The organism is Streptomyces sp. AA1529, from assembly GCF_000280905.1.
In the GTDB taxonomy this organism is placed as follows: Bacteria; Actinomycetota; Actinomycetes; order Streptomycetales; family Streptomycetaceae; genus Streptomyces.
Genome location: NZ_ALAP01000078.1, coordinates 122,845 through 138,111 on the forward strand (window position 1 = coordinate 122,845; position 15,267 = coordinate 138,111).

The 15,267-nt window shown below is 72.3% G+C and carries 10 protein-coding genes; 3 read left to right on the top strand and 7 right to left on the bottom strand.

Annotation, left to right across the window (positions count from 1 at the left end; all coding sequences use genetic code 11):
• Positions 1-6: 6 nt before the first annotated feature.
• The 7 genes from gap to A949_RS0122865 form a co-directional block, all read right to left on the bottom strand.
• Entirely contained in the window at positions 7-1,011 is a 1,005-nt protein-coding gene (gene gap, locus A949_RS0122835) for a type I glyceraldehyde-3-phosphate dehydrogenase (RefSeq protein WP_019358358.1), read from the bottom strand.
• 211 nt (positions 1,012-1,222) lie between these two features.
• The gene (whiA, locus tag A949_RS0122840) at positions 1,223-2,200 is read right to left on the bottom strand and encodes a DNA-binding protein WhiA (protein WP_019358359.1); all 978 of its coding nucleotides are present in this window, start codon (positions 2,198-2,200) and stop codon (positions 1,223-1,225) included.
• Positions 2,191-3,243: a gluconeogenesis factor YvcK family protein gene (locus A949_RS0122845; RefSeq protein WP_026004935.1), complete on the bottom strand. Its 1,053-nt coding sequence runs from the start codon at positions 3,241-3,243 to the stop codon at positions 2,191-2,193. The genes whiA and A949_RS0122845 overlap by 10 nt, the downstream gene beginning before the upstream one ends.
• Positions 3,244-3,248: 5 nt before the next feature.
• Positions 3,249-4,190, bottom strand: a complete 942-nt coding sequence (gene rapZ, locus A949_RS0122850; protein WP_019358361.1) for an RNase adapter RapZ — start codon at positions 4,188-4,190, stop codon at positions 3,249-3,251.
• Between the two features lie 56 nt (positions 4,191-4,246).
• The gene (uvrC, locus tag A949_RS0122855) at positions 4,247-6,337 is read right to left on the bottom strand and encodes an excinuclease ABC subunit UvrC (RefSeq protein ID WP_019358362.1); all 2,091 of its coding nucleotides are present in this window, start codon (positions 6,335-6,337) and stop codon (positions 4,247-4,249) included.
• A gap of 104 nt (positions 6,338-6,441) precedes the next feature.
• The gene (locus A949_RS0122860; protein WP_019358363.1) at positions 6,442-7,098 is read right to left on the bottom strand and encodes an MBL fold metallo-hydrolase; all 657 of its coding nucleotides are present in this window, start codon (positions 7,096-7,098) and stop codon (positions 6,442-6,444) included.
• Positions 7,099-7,107: 9 nt separating this feature from the next.
• Positions 7,108-7,821: a maleylpyruvate isomerase family mycothiol-dependent enzyme gene (locus A949_RS0122865; protein ID WP_019358364.1), complete on the bottom strand. Its 714-nt coding sequence runs from the start codon at positions 7,819-7,821 to the stop codon at positions 7,108-7,110.
• Positions 7,822-8,017: 196 nt separating this feature from the next.
• Between A949_RS0122865 and uvrA the strand changes: the two genes are divergently transcribed.
• The 3 genes from uvrA (at position 8,018) to A949_RS0122880 (ending at position 15,133) form a co-directional block, all read left to right on the top strand.
• On the top strand, positions 8,018-11,008 hold the full coding sequence (gene uvrA, locus A949_RS0122870) for an excinuclease ABC subunit UvrA (protein WP_019358365.1): 2,991 nt from the start codon (positions 8,018-8,020) through the stop codon (positions 11,006-11,008).
• Positions 11,009-11,072: 64 nt separating this feature from the next.
• Positions 11,073-11,504: a Rieske (2Fe-2S) protein gene (locus A949_RS0122875; protein WP_019358366.1), complete on the top strand. Its 432-nt coding sequence runs from the start codon at positions 11,073-11,075 to the stop codon at positions 11,502-11,504.
• A 227-nt stretch (positions 11,505-11,731) separates the two neighbouring features.
• A complete protein-coding gene (locus tag A949_RS0122880) occupies positions 11,732-15,133 on the top strand; it encodes a phosphodiester glycosidase family protein (protein WP_019358367.1) in 3,402 nt (1,133 codons plus the stop codon).
• The last annotated feature ends 134 nt before the right edge of the window (positions 15,134-15,267 follow it).

The following is a 15,267-nucleotide window of genomic DNA, read 5'->3' on the forward strand; positions in this document are numbered from 1 at the left end:
CCGGGTTCAGAGCTGGGAGCCGACGTAGCTGGTGAGGTCGACCAGCCGGTTGGAGTAGCCCCACTCGTTGTCGTACCAACCGATGATCTTGGCCTGGTTGCCGTCGACCATGGTGAGCGAGGCGTCGAAGGTGCAGGACGGCGGCTGGTTGACGATGTCCGAGGAGACGATCTGGTCCTCGGTGTAGTCGACGATGCCCCGCAGCTGGCCGTCGGCGGCCTTCTTGAAGGCGGCGTTGACCTCGTCCTTGGTGGTCTCGCGCTTGAGGTCGAGCACCAGGTCGATGACCGAGCCGGTGGGGACCGGCACCCGCATGGAGATGCCGTCCAGCCGGCCCTTGAGGTGCGGGAGGACCAGCGCGGTGGCCTTCGCGGCACCGGTGGTGGTCGGGATGATGTTCTCCGCGGCGGCCCGCGCGCGGCGCAGGTCCTTGTGCGGGAAGTCCAGGATGCGCTGGTCGTTGGTGTAGGCGTGCACCGTGGTCATCAGACCGCGCTCGATGCCGAAGCTCTCGTCCATGATCTTGGCCATCGGCGCCACGCAGTTGGTGGTGCAGGAGGCGTTGGAGATCACGTCGTGCCGGGCGGGGTCGTACTTGTCCTCGTTGACGCCCATCACCACGGTGATGTCCTCCTCCTTGGCCGGAGCCGAGATGAGGACCTTCCTGGCACCCGCGGAAAGGTGCTTGGCGGCGTCGTCGCGCTTGGTGAAGATACCGGTGGACTCGATCACGATGTCGGCGCCCAGCTCGCCCCACGGAAGGTTGGCCGGGTCCTTCTCCGCCATCGTCCTGAAGGTCTGCTCGCCGACCGTGATGGTGTCCTCGGTGTGGCTGACCTCGTAGGGCAGACGGCCGAGAACGGTGTCGTACTTGAGCAGATGCACCAGGGTGGCGTTGTCGGTCAGGTCGTTGACACCGACGATCTGGATGTCCGCACCCTGGTTCAGCAGCGCGCGGAAGTAGTTACGGCCGATACGGCCGAAGCCGTTGATGCCTACGCGGATCGTCACGAACCGATCTCCTCGCTAGGTACGCCGGTCAGGAAACCGGCGAGGGCTGTTGGGGATGTCCCCGACCGACTCCGACCCTACCTCTCCGGCAGGGCTGGACTCACATCGGCCGCACGGACCGGAAACCGCGTGAACCCGCCGCTCAGTCGAGCATTTTCCCGCTCGTCGGGCGAGCTTTTCCACGCTTCTCAGACGAGCATTTCCCCGCTCATCAGCCGACCATTTCCTCGGTCAGATTCGTTTCCGTTCCCGGAATTCCGAGATCCTGCGCACGCTTGTCCGCCATGGCCAGCAGCCGCCGGATCCGCCCGGCCACCGCGTCCTTGGTCAGCGGGGGGTCGGCGAGGGCACCCAGCTCCTCCAGCGACGCCTGCTTGTGCTCCATCCGCAGCCGCCCCGCGGCGGCCAGGTGCTCGGGGACCTCCTCGCCGAGGATCTCCAGCGCCCGCTGCACCCGGGCGCCCGCGGCGACCGCGGCGCGCGCCGAGCGGCGCAGGTTGGCGTCGTCGAAGTTGGCGAGCCGGTTCGCCGTGGCCCGCACCTCGCGGCGCATCCGCCGCTCCTCCCACGCCAGTACCGACTCGTGGGCACCGAGTCGCGTCAACAGCGCGCCGATCGCATCACCGTCCCGGACGACCACCCGGTCCACCCCGCGCACCTCGCGCGCCTTGGCGGCGATCTGCAGCCTGCGGGCCGCGCCGACCAGGGCCAGCGCCGCCTCCGGGCCGGGGCAGGTGACCTCCAGCGAGGAGCTGCGCCCCGGCTCGGTCAGCGAGCCGTGCGCCAGGAACGCGCCGCGCCAGGCGGCCTCCGCGTCGCAGGTGGCACCCGAGACCACCTGCGGGGGCAGCCCTCTGATCGGGCGCCCCCGGCTGTCGACGAGCCCGGTCTGCCGGGCCAGCTGGTCACCGCCGGCAACCACCCGGACGACGTAGCGGCTGTTGCGCCGGAGCCCGCTGGGGGCCATCACCACCAGGTCCGAGGAGTGCCCGAAGATCTCCAGGATGTCCTTGCGCAGCCGCCGGGCGGCGATCCCGGTGTCCAGCTCCGCCTCGATCACGATCCGCCCGCTCACCAGGTGCAGCCCACCCGCGAAGCGCAGGATCGACGAGACCTCTGACTTCCGGCAGCAGGTCCGGGTGACGGGGAGCCGGGAGATCTCGTCCTTCACCGCAGGCGTCATCGCCATGGGCCGATCCTTCCATGCATCCGAAAAATACGGTCGTACGCGGCGGCCAGCAGCTCCGGGTCGTGCCGGGGAGTCCCCTCCCCGGACTCCGTCCGGGCGGCGCCCCCGGCTGCCGCTACGGGCGCCAGCTCGACCCTCCCGCCGAGCTGATCGGCGGCCTCGCTCAGGGAGTCCTGGTCGGGCACGGCATCCTGGTCGGCCAGCACCACGTCGAAGGTGAGTTTAGGGGCGTGTCGCCCCAAAACCTCCAAATGACGCTGCGGGGAAAAACCATCCGTTTCCCCCGGCTGCGGAGCGAGGTTGAGCGAGAGGACCTTTCGGGCCTTCGTCTCGGTCAGCGCCTCCAGCAGCTCCGGCACCAGCAGGTGCGGGATGACGGACGAGAACCAGGAGCCGGGCCCCAGCACCACCCAGTCGGCGTCCAGCACCGCGCGGACGGCCTCGGACACGGCCGGCGGGTCGCTGGGGACCAGGTGCACCTCCTGGACCTCGCCGCGGGTGAGCGCGACGGTGGCCTGGCCCCGTACGATCGACAGCTCGTCGGGGCGCGCGGGGTCATGGCCGCGCACGCTGGCGCGCAACTCCAGCGGCACGGCGGACATCGGCAGCACCCGGCCGTGCGCCCCCAGCAGCTTGCCGACCAGATCGAGCGCCTGGACATGATCCCCGAGCTGTTCCCAGAGCGCGACGATCAGCAGATTGCCGACCGCGTGCTCATGCAGGTCGCCGCGGCTCTCGAAGCGGTGCTGGACGACCTGGGCCCAGGTGCGGCCCCACTCGTCGTCGCCGCACAGCGCCGCGAGCGCCTTGCGCAGGTCCCCGGGGGGCAGCACCCCCAGCTCGTCGCGGAGCCGCCCGCTGGAGCCGCCGTCGTCGGCGACGGTGACCACCGCCGTGAGGTCGCCGGTGATCCGGCGCAGCGCCGTCAGCGAGGCCGACAGGCCCATGCCGCCGCCGAGCGCCACCACCTTGGGCTGCTGGGAGCTCAGACCGCGCAGCGTCGCACGCCGCCCCACCAGATGCCGCAGGCTCCTCCGGGCCATGGGCGTCACTCACGCCCCATGTCACGGTGGACGACCACCGTCTCCACGCCCCCGTCGGAGAGTCTGCGGGCGAGCTTCTCGGACATGGCGACGCTGCGGTGCTTGCCGCCGGTGCAGCCGACGGCCACGGTGACGTACCGCTTGCCCTCCCTGCGGTAGCCCGCCGCGATCAGCTGCAGCAACTCGGTGTAGCGGTCCAGGAACTCCTTGGCACCGGGCTGGTTGAACACGTAGTTGGAGACCTCCTCGCTGGTGCCCGTGTAGGGGCGCAGCTCGGGGACCCAGTGCGGGTTGGGCAGGAAGCGGCAGTCGACCACCAGGTCCGCGTCCACCGGCAGGCCGTACTTGTAGCCGAAGGACATGACCGTGGCACGCAGTTCGGGCTCCTCCTCGCCCGCGAACCGCGCGTCCAGCTTGGCGCGCAGCTCGTGCACGTTCAGCCCCGAGGTGTCGATCACCAGGTCGGCGTCGCCGCGCAGCTCGCGCAGCAGGTCGCGCTCGGCCGCGATGCCGTCCACGATGCGCCCGTCGCCCTGGAGCGGGTGGGGGCGGCGCACCGACTCGAAGCGGCGCACCAGGGCCTCGTCCGACGCCTCCAGGAAGACGACCCGCCGGGAGACGTGGTAGGCCGCCAGATCGGCCAGGGCGCCCTTGAGATTGTCGAAGAAGTTGCGGCCGCGCACGTCGACCACGACGGCGATCCGCGCCACATTGCCCTGGGAGCGGGCCCCCAGCTCGACCATCGTGGGGATCAGCTCGGGCGGCAGGTTGTCGACGACGAACCAGCCGAGGTCCTCCAGGCATTTGGCTGCGGTGCTGCGGCCGGCGCCCGACATCCCGGAGATGATCACCAGCTCCGGGATCGTCGCGCCCGCCTCCTCCGGCTGGGCCGGGTTGAGGGTACTCACCACTGCTCCGTCTCCGCGCTGCTCGCGTTCCGCGCTCATGCTGTCATCCCCCGATGTGTCGATCTTCGTACCGATGGCGGTCTCGGCGCCACATTTCACTCATCTTCAACGATCTCACCGGTCGCGGTGTTCACCGCCGGGCCGGCGGCGGCGCCGGAGAGCGCCGCCGCCACCGCCTCCGCCGTCTTCCGGCCCACCCCCGGGACCTGGGAGATCTCCTCCACCGAGGCCGCCCGCAGCTTCTTGACCGAGCCGAAGTGCTTGAGCAGGGCCTTCTTGCGGGTCTCGCCCAGTCCGGGGACCGCGTCCAGCGGGCTGCCGCGCAGCCGCTTGCCGCGCTTGCCCCGCTGGTAGCGGATCGCGAAGCGGTGCGCCTCGTCACGGACGCGCTGCAGCAGGTAGAGGCCCTCGCTGCTGCGCGGCAGCACCACCGGGTCGCTCTCGCCCGGCAGCCAGACCTCCTCCAGCCGCTTGGCCAGGCCGCAGACGGCGACGTCGTCGATGCCGAGCTCCTCGAGTGCCGCCTGTGCGGCCGCCACCTGCGGTTGGCCACCGTCGACCACGATCAGTTGCGGAGGGTAGGCGAACTTCTTGGGGCGGCCGTCCTCGTCCCGGCCGGTCCCCCGGGCCGGCTGCCGCGCGGCCGCCGGCTCCGCTCCCCCGGGCGGCCCGGCTACGGCCGCGTCGCCCCCGGACGGCTCCGGGACGGGCCCGGACTCCAGCTCGCCGCCGAGCTCCTCGTCCGGCCACTCGCCGGTCCGCTGCTTCTCCACCAGGTAGCGGCGGAAGCGGCGGCTGACGACCTCGTGCATGGCGCGCACGTCGTCCTGGCCCGCGAAGGACTTGATCTGGAAACGGCGGTACTCGCTCTTCCGCGCCAGCCCGTCCTCGAAGACCACCATGGAGGCCACCACGTCGTCGCCCTGCAGGTGCGAGATGTCGAAGCACTCGACGCGCAGCGGCGCCGAGTCCAGGTCGAGCGCCTCGGCGATCTCCTCCAGGGCCCGCGAGCGGGTGGTCAGGTCCGAGGCGCGCTTGGTCTTGTGCAGCACCAGGGCGTGCTGCGCGTTGCGGTCGACCGTCTCCATCAGAGCCCGCTTGTCGCCGCGCTGCGGCACCCGCAGGCTCACCTGCGCCCCACGGCGCTCGGAGAGCCACTGCGCTATCGGTCCGGCCGGCTCGGGCAGCGCCGGGACCAGCACCTCCTTGGGCACACCGCCGCTGCCGCCGCCGGTGGCCGCGTCGCCCTGCTCGGCGCCGTAGAGCTGCTGCAGCGCGTGTTCGACCAGCTCGGCGGTGCCGACGGCCTCGACCTTGTCGGTGACCCAGCCGCGCTGGCCGCGCACCCGGCCGCCGCGGACGTGGAAGATCTGGACGGCCGCCTCCAGCTCGTCCTCGGCCACCGCGATCAGGTCGGCGTCGGTGGCGTCGGCGAGCACGACCGCGTTCTTCTCCATGGCGCGCTTGAGCGCGTCGATGTCGTCGCGCAGCCGCGCCGCCCGCTCGTACTCCAGCTCCTCGGCCGCCTCCTGCATCCGCCGCTCCAGCCGGCGCAGGTGGGAACCGGTGTGCCCGGCCATGAAGTCGCAGAACTCCTCGGCGAGTTCGCGGTGCTCCTCGGGACCGACCCGGCCCACGCAGGGCGCCGAGCACTTGCCGATGTAGCCGAGCAGGCAGGGCCGGCCGATCTGCGCCGACCGCTTGAAGACGCCCGCCGAGCAGGTGCGCACGGGGAAGACCCGCAGCATCAGGTCGACCGTCTCGCGGATGGCCCAGGCCTGCCCGTACGGGCCGAAGTAGCGCACGCCCTTCTTCTTGGGGCCGCGCATCACCTGGACGCGGGGGAACTCCTCGTTCATCGTCACCGCGAGCGACGGATAGCTCTTGTCGTCGCGGTACTTGACGTTGAACCGGGGCGCGAACTCCTGGATCCAGGTGTACTCGAGCTGGAGGGCCTCCACCTCGGTCCCGACCACGGTCCACTCGACGGAGGCGGCCGTCGTGACCATCGTGCGGGTGCGCGGGTGCAGTCCGGCGAGGTCCTGGAAGTAGTTGTTGAGCCGCTGGCGCAGGCTCTTGGCCTTGCCGACGTAGATCACCCGGCGGTGCTCGTCGCGGAAGCGGTAGACCCCGGGCGAGTCGGGGATCTCTCCCGGTTTGGGACGGTAGGTGGAGGGGTCTGCCATGTGACCCACCCTACTGGCGCCGGGTGACAGCGATCAGCGCGCGGCTGCCGGGGACGGGCGTGCGGCGGCGGTGCCGGGCGCCCGTCCCGGCACCGCCGCGCGGGCTACCAGCCGCGCTCGCGCCACTCGGTCAGCTGCGGGCGCTCGGCGCCCAGCGTCGTGTCCCCGCCGTGGCCGGGGTAGACCCAGGTCTCGTCGGGGAGTTGGGCGAACAGCTTGGTCTCCACGTCGTCGATGAGCCGGACGAAGTTGTCCGCGTCGCCGAAGGTGTTGCCCACCCCGCCGGGGAAGAGGCAGTCGCCGGTGAACAGGTGCGGGTGGCCGCTCGGGTCGTCGTAGACCAGGGCGATCGAGCCGGGGGTGTGCCCGGTCAGATGGCGCGCGGTCAGCTCGACCTCGCCCACCCGCAGCGTGTCGCCGTCCTCCAGCGGCACGTCCGTGGGGACCGGGATGCCCTCCGCGTCGTACCGGCCGGCGCAGGTGCGGGCTCCGGTGGCGTCCACCACCTCCGCGAGCGCCTGCCAGTGGTCGCCGTGCCGGTGCGTGGTGACGACCGAGGCGATGCCGTCGTCACCGATGAGCTCCAGCAGGGTGCCCGCGTCGTTCGCGGCGTCGATCAGGAGCTGCTCGCCGGTGGCCCGGCAGCGCAGCAGGTACGCGTTGTTGTCCATGGGGCCGACGGCGACCTTGGAGATCATCAGGTCCCGCAGCTCGTGCACGTCCGCGGGGCCGCCGACCTGTACCGTTCCGCTGTAAGGCATGCGCCAACCCTAGAGCGCGGGCAGTGCGGGCAGCGAACCCCGCGCCGAGAGGCCGCTGCCGTTCGTCCGGCCGGTCAGCCAGCCGACCAGCGCGACGGGGCTCCCGGCGACGACGAAGGGGCCCTCGGCGCCCGGTTCCGCGGCGCCGGTACGCCAGCTCCTGCCGTCCTCCGCGCGCAGCTCGACGGCGACGGGGAGGTCGGGGTGTCCGGCGAAGCGGCGGGCCATGTTGGCCAGCTCGCGGTCCACGAAGGCGCCCGGCAGGTCCTCCAGCGTGTAGCCGACCGCGAGGTCCACGTGGTGCAGCTCGATCTCGATCCAGCGGCGGAAGGGCAGCGAGGAGGCGAGGTCCGTCACACCGTTGCGGAGGGTGACGGTGCGGTTCCACTCCTCGTCGCCGAGGGCCGCGAAGGCGCGCTCCAGGCGGGCCGCGCTGGTGCGCACGTCGTCGGCGAGCGCCTCGGGGGAGCGGCCGGCCCCGTGCGCGATGTCCGCGTCGCGGGCCTCGGCGCTGGCGTACATGGGTTCGCCCGCGAGCACGTTGACGAGCGCGTCGGCGTTCCGGGCGAGGTGGGTGAGCACATGGGCGCGGGTCCAGCCGGGGAGGTGGGAGGGCTCGGCCGCCCCGGCCGCGGTCAGCCCGGCGGCAGCGGCGAGCAGGTGACCGGTCGCACTCCGCAGGAGTTCGGTGTCGTGGACGGGCGTGGTCGCAGGCGTGGTCATGATCCAAAGCTACTGGCGTCCCTCGTTCGAGGGGAAGACAGCCGGATCCGCCGCGATTCGAATGAACGTGCTATATGGTCGAGCCCGGCTCCCGAACCCGAGGCGAACGACACTCCGGGCGGCGCCGTCCTACTCTTGGTCGGGGACTCCCGCTCGACGCGGGCTCCCCCTTCCCACACGAAAGGTGCCAACAGGCGTGGCCGACCGTCTTCTCGTCCGTGGCGCTCGCGAGCACAACCTCCGCAACGTCTCGATAGACCTCCCCCGCGACTCGCTCATCGTCTTCACGGGGCTCTCGGGCTCGGGCAAGTCCTCGCTCGCCTTCGACACGATCTTCGCGGAGGGCCAGCGGCGCTACGTGGAGTCGCTCTCCGCCTACGCACGGCAGTTCCTCGGGCAGATGGACAAGCCCGACGTGGACTTCATCGAGGGGCTCTCCCCCGCCGTCTCCATCGACCAGAAGTCGACCTCGCGCAACCCGCGGTCGACAGTCGGCACCATCACCGAGGTCTACGACTACCTGCGGCTGCTCTACGCCCGGATCGGCAAGCCGCACTGCCCCGTCTGCGGCCGCCCGATCGCCCGCCAGTCGCCGCAGGCCATCGTGGACAAGGTGCTCGGCCTGGAGGAGGGCAGCCGCTTCCAGGTGCTCTCGCCGCTGGTGCGCGAGCGCAAGGGCGAGTTCGTCGACCTCTTCAACGAACTGCAGACCAAGGGCTACAGCCGCGCCCGGGTCGACGGGCGGACCGTCCAGCTGTCCGAGCCGCCGAAGCTGAAGAAGCAGGAGAAGCACACGATCGAGGTGGTCGTCGACCGCCTGACCGTCAAGGGCAGCGCCAAGCGGCGGCTCACCGATTCGGTGGAGACGGCGCTCGGCCTCTCCGGCGGCATGATCATTCTCGACTTCGTCGACCTGGAGCCGGACGACCCGCAGCGCGAGCGGATGTACTCCGAGCATCTGTACTGCCCCTACGACGACCTCTCCTTCGAGGAGCTGGAGCCGCGCTCCTTCTCCTTCAACTCGCCCTTCGGCGCCTGCCAGGTGTGCACCGGCATCGGCACCCGGATGGAGGTCGACCCGGAGCTGATCGTCCCGGACGAGGACAAGTCGCTGGACGAGGGTGCGCTGCACCCGTGGTCGCACGGCCACACCAAGGAGTACTTCGGCCGGCTGATCGGCGCGCTGGCCGACGCGCTCGGCTTCCGCACCGACATCCCGTGGGCGGGCCTCCCGGCCCGCGCCAAGAAGGCCCTGCTGCACGGCCACAAGACCCAGGTCGAGGTCCGGTACCGCAACCGGTACGGCCGCGAGCGCGCCTACACGACCGCCTTCGAGGGCGTGGTCCCGTTCGTGAGGCGGCGGCACTCCGAGGCGGAGACCGACAGCAGCCGGGAGCGCTTCGAGGGCTACATGCGCGAGGTGAACTGCCCCGCCTGCGAGGGCACCCGGCTCAAGCCGCTGGTGCTGGCCGTCACCGTGCAGAACAAGTCCATCGCGGAGGTCTCCGCGATGTCGATCACCGAGTGCGCCGACTTCCTGCGCGAGCTGACCCTGACCGGGCGCGACAAGCAGATCGCCGAGCGGGTGCTCAAGGAGGTCAACGAGCGGCTGCGCTTCCTGGTGGACGTCGGCCTGGACTACCTGACGCTCAACCGGGCCGCAGGCACCCTCTCCGGCGGGGAGGCGCAGCGCATCCGGCTCGCCACCCAGATCGGCTCCGGACTGGTCGGGGTGCTGTACGTGCTGGACGAGCCGTCCATCGGGCTGCACCAGCGCGACAACCACCGGCTGATCGAGACCCTGGTGCGGCTGCGCGACCTGGGCAACACCCTCATCGTCGTGGAGCACGACGAGGACACCATCAAGGCGGCCGACTGGGTGGTGGACATCGGTCCGGGCGCGGGCGAGCACGGCGGCAAGGTGGTGCACAGCGGACCGTTGAAGGAGCTGCTGGCCAACGAGGACTCCGTGACCGGCGACTATCTGACCGGCAAGCGCGAGATCCCCACCCCCGAGGTGCGCCGCCCCGCCGACCCCGCTCGGCAGTTGACCGTCCGCGGGGCGCGGGAGAACAACCTGCGCGACGTCGACGTCTCCTTCCCGCTCGGCGTGCTGACCGCCATCACGGGCGTCTCGGGCTCCGGGAAGTCGACGCTGGTCAACGACATCCTCTACACGCATCTCGCCCGCGAGCTGAACGGCGCCAAGGCGGTCCCCGGCCGGCACACCCGGGTCGAGGGGGACGACCTCGTGGACAAGGTCGTGCACGTCGACCAGTCGCCCATCGGCCGGACCCCGCGGTCCAACCCGGCCACCTACACCGGCGTCTTCGACCACGTGCGCAAGCTGTTCGCCGAGACGACCGAGGCGAAGGTGCGCGGCTACCAGCAGGGCCGGTTCTCCTTCAACGTCAAGGGGGGCCGCTGCGAGAACTGCGCCGGCGACGGCACCATCAAGATCGAGATGAACTTCCTGCCGGACGTGTACGTCCCCTGCGAGGTCTGCCACGGTGCGCGCTACAACCGGGAGACCCTGGAGGTGCACTTCAAGGGCAAGAACATCGCCGAGGTCCTGGACATGCCCATCGAGCAGGCCCTGGACTTCTTCGAGGCGGTGCCCGGCATCGCCCGCCATCTGCGGACGCTCAACGACGTCGGCCTGGGCTATGTGCGGCTCGGGCAGTCCGCACCGACCCTCTCGGGCGGTGAGGCGCAGCGGGTGAAGCTCGCCAGCGAGCTGCAGAAGCGCTCCACCGGACGGACCGTCTACGTCCTGGACGAGCCGACGACCGGCCTCCACTTCGAGGACATCAGGAAGCTGATCGGCGTCCTGGAGGGTCTGGTGGACAAGGGCAACTCGGTGATGGTGATCGAGCACAACCTCGATGTCATCAAGACCGCGGACTGGGTCGTCGACCTCGGCCCGGAGGGCGGCAACGGCGGTGGCCTGGTGGTCGCCGAGGGCACCCCGGAGCAGGTCGCGGCGGAGCCCGCCAGCCACACCGGGAAGTTCCTCCGCGACGTGCTGGGCGACCGGGTCAGCGACGCGTCCGTGCCGGCGAGGCCCGCGGCGGGCAAGGCGCCGGCCAGGAAGCCGGCCGCCAAGAAGACCGCCGCGAAGAAGCCGGCCGCCAAGAAGGCACCCGCGAAGAAGGCCACCGCCAGGAAGGCCGCCCGCAAGTCCTGACCCGGTGTGCGGCCGTGCCGGGCGCCCGGCGGCCGGGTGCGCGGGGCGGCGGGCCGGACGTAGAGTGCGGCGCGTGACGACGAGCAAGGAATCGCCGGCCACGCGCCGCACCGTACTGTGCGGGGCCGCGCTGGCCGCACTGGGACTGACCGCCGCCGGGTGCGCCGGTGACTCCGGGAACGGCACGTCGGGGTCCGGCCCGGACGAGCCGGTCGAGCTGGGCGACGCGGAAGCCGTACCGGTGGGTGGTGCGAAGCTGTACGCCGAGCAGAAAGTGCTGGTCGCCCAGCCCGAGAAGGGCGACTTCAAGGGATTCAGCGCGATCTGCACCCACCAGGGCAGTGTCCTGGGCGAGATCGACGGCGAGGTGGCGGTCTGCCCGCTGCACGGGAGCCGCTTCCACGTGGACTCGGGGAAGGTCGCACAGGGTCCCGCCACCGAGGCGCTGCCTGCGGTACCGGTGAAGGTGGAGCAGGGGAAGCTCGTCGCGGGCTGAGCCGCTCGTGGCGCGAACGGGCCCGGCCGGGCGCGGAACCCTGCGGCCGACCGGTGGAAGATACGCGGCGTTTCCCCCGACTTCGCTCCGCACCTCTGGTGTGGACCGGTCCCCCTTGGGACCCTGTGCGGCACTGTGCGCAGAAAGTGCCGAGAACACTGGTCTTTGTGGGGGACGTTGTGAGAAAAGTCCACGCTCGCGCAAGACTCACCGCTCCGCTGCTCCCGGTGGCGACCGCCGCCGCGCTGCTGGCCGGTCTGCTGTCGGCCGGCCCGGCCCGGGCCGCGGTGGAGCAGCACACCTCCCGGCCGGCCGCGGCCGAAAGCGCCGGAGACCGGGCCGCCCCCGGGCCGGCCGGCGGCGGCATGGAACTCTCCCGCACCACCCGGCCCCTCGCGCCGGGTGCGCGGCTCACCTCCTTCGACCGGCTCGAACCGGACAGCTGGCTGCGCGCGGACGCGCTCACCCTCGACCTGGGCCGGGCCCGGACGGGCACGAGTGCCGACTACCTCTCCTCGGGCCAGGTCACCGAACGCCGGACCGTCGGCGACCTGGCCGCGGAGCACGATCCCGGGCCGGGCCGCCGCACCATCGCGGCGCTCAACGCCGACTTCTTCGACATCAACGAGACCGGCGCCCCACTCGGCCCCGGCGTCCGCGACGGCAAGCCCGTCCACTCCCCCGCGCCCGGGGTCTCCGAGGCGGTCGGCATCGGGCCGGACGCGGCGGGCCGCATCCTGGACCTGTACTTCGAGGGCACGGTCACCCTCCCGGCGGGCGACGTGCCGCTCGCCGGGAGGGACGCCGCCGATGTCGCGGAGGACGGCATCGGGCTGTACGACGCGGACTGGGGCGACGCCGACCGGGCGCTGACGGTCGACCAGGATCCCGAGGTCACCGAGGTGGCCGTGCGGGACGGCGACGTCACCTCGGTGGCCCGGAAGCCCGGCAGGGGCGCGATCCCGGAAGGGGTGAACGTCCTGCTGGGCCGGGGCGACGGCGCCGAGCGGCTCGCCGCGCTGCACCCGGGCGACCCGGTCGAGGTGGCCTACCGGATGCGCACCGACGACGGCTCCCCGCTGCCGCGCACGGCGGTCGGCGGACGCGGCGTGCTGGTCGAGGACGGTACTCCGCAGAACTGGGACGGCAGGCCGAACAACGCGGCGGCGCCGCGCACCGCCGTGGGCTTCTCCGAGGACGGCGGCACGATGCACGTGCTGACGGTGGACGGCAGGCAGGCGGCCTCGGGCGGGGTGACGCTGACCGAACTCGCCCGGATGATGAAGAAGCTGGGCGCCTACAACGCCCTCAACCTGGACGGCGGCGGCTCCTCCACACTGCTGGCCCGGAAGCCGGGCGGCACCGCGCTCCGGTTGGAGAACGCGCCCTCCGACGGCGAGCAGCGCGAGGTCGCGGACGCGCTGGCGCTGACGGCGCCGAAGGGGTCGGGGCGGCTGTCCGGCTTCTGGGTGGAGACGGCTCTCGACCCGCGCGAGGCGGCCACGGCCGACACCGTGCCGGGCGGCCACCCCGACCGCGTCTTCCCCGGGCTGACCCGGTCGCTGACCGCCGCCCCGTACGACGAGACCTACGGCCCGGCACAGGGTGCACCGCGCCCCCGGTGGCGGGCCGCGCGGCCGGACGTCGGCCGGGTGGACGCGCAGGGCGTCTTCCGGGCCCGCCGGACGGGCAGCACCTCGGTCACCGCCCGGGCCGGCGCCGCCGAGGGCACCACGAAGCTGCGGGTCCTGGGGCCGCTGGAGCGGGTCCGCGCCACCACGGACCGGGTGGGTCTGGCCGACGGCGCCGCCGACGGATCGTTCGGGCTGGTCGGATACGACGCGGAGGGCAACAGCGCACCCGTCGAGCCCGCGGACGCGCGGCTGTCCTACGACCACGCGCTCTTCTCGGTCACCGCGGACGAGGACGCCGCCGACGGCAGGTTCACCGTCAGGACCCGCTCCGGGCAGGAGTCCGCGTCCGGCACGGTGACCGTGACGGTACGGGGGCACACGACCCGGGTGGCCGTCACCGTGGGGCTGCGCGAGCAGCCGGTGGCCGACTTCGGCGACGCGTCCGACTGGACGTTCAGCGCGGCCCGCGCCACCGGCTCGGTGGCTCCCGAACCGAGCGGCAAGGACGGCGGCGGGCTCGAGCTCAGCTACGACTTCACCCGTTCCACGGCCACCCGTGCCGCCTACGCGAACCCGCCCGCCGAGCGGGAGATCCCCGGGCAGCCGCGCAGCTTCACCCTGTGGATCAGAGGGGACGGCTCGGGTGCCTGGCCCTCGCTGCACCTCAAGGACGCGGCGGGCACCGACCAGGTGCTGCGCGGCCCGCTGGTGGAGTGGCGGGACTGGCGCCAGGTCACCTTCGAGGTCCCCGAAGGAGTGGCCTATCCGCTCACGCTGCACCGCTTCTACCTGGCCGAGACCCGGCCCGCCGCGCAGTACGAGGGTTCGGTGGTGCTGGACGAACTGGTCGCCAGGACGCCGCCGGACATCGACCTGCCGGAGACCGGGCGCCCGCACGATCCGCTGATCTCCACGGCCGCCGACACCGCCGGGCGCGACTGGCGGTTCGCGGTGCTGTCGGACGCGCAGTTCGTCGCGCGCGATCCGGACAGCGAGGCCGTGCGGCAGGCACGCCGGACCCTGCGCGAGATCCGGGCCGCCCGGCCCGATTTCCTGATCGTCGACGGGGATCTGGTGGACGAGGGCACCCCGGCGGATCTGGCGTTCGCGCGCACGGTGCTGGAGGAGGAGTTGGGGGACGCGGTCGACTGGTACTACGTGCCGGGCAACCACGAGGTGATGGGCGGTTCGATCGACCACTTCGTCCAGGAGTTCGGACCCGCGCAACGCACCTTCGACCACCGCGGCACCCGGTTCATCACCCTGGACACCTCGTCGCTGACGGTGCGGGGCGGCGGCTTCGCCCAGTTCCGGGAGCTGCGTCGGCAGTTGGACGCGGCCGCCCGGGACCGCGGCATCGACTCCGTCGCCGTCATCGAGCACGTACCGCCGCGCGACCCCACCCCGGCGCGGGCCAGCCGGCTCACGGACCGGATGGAGGCCGATCTGCTGGAGGGCTGGCTGGCCGACTTCCGGTCCCGTTCGGGCAAGGGCGCGGCCCTGGTGGCGGGGCATGTCGGCGTCTTCGACGCCTCCCGGGTGGACGGGGTGCCGTATCTGGTGAACGGGAACTCGGCCAAGGCACCGGCCGCTCCGCCGGGCGCGGGGGGCTTCACCGGCTGGTCGCTGCTGGGTGTGGACCAGGGGCGGCCGCGCGACGGGGACTGGCTCTCGGTGCAGACCCGGGCCCATGTGGACGCACTGCTGCTGGACGCGCCCGAGCGGCTCGCGGTGGGCGGGCAGGCCACCGCGTCGGCGACCGTCCGGCAGGGCAGCGGACCGGCAGCGCGCCGGGTTCCGGTCGGCTGGCCGGTGAGCGCCGACTGGCCCGGCTCACCGGGGCTGTGTGTGAAGGGCGCGGTGCCCCGCGGACGCTGTGTGGCCTCCTACGATCCGGCGGACGGCACCCTGACCGGGCGCAGACCGGGCACGGTCACCCTTGCGGTGCTGGTAAACGGGGAGCGGGCGGCACAGCGGGTGACCGTCGGCCGCTGATCCGGCGGCCGCAGGCTCCCGGCGCGGTCCCGGCCCCGCCCCCTACCGGAAGGAGTGGTGGGGCGGGGCCGGGGGACGGGGGCTCCGGCGCTGCCGGAGGCCGGTCAGTGACCGGAGTCCGGTGACCGGTCAGG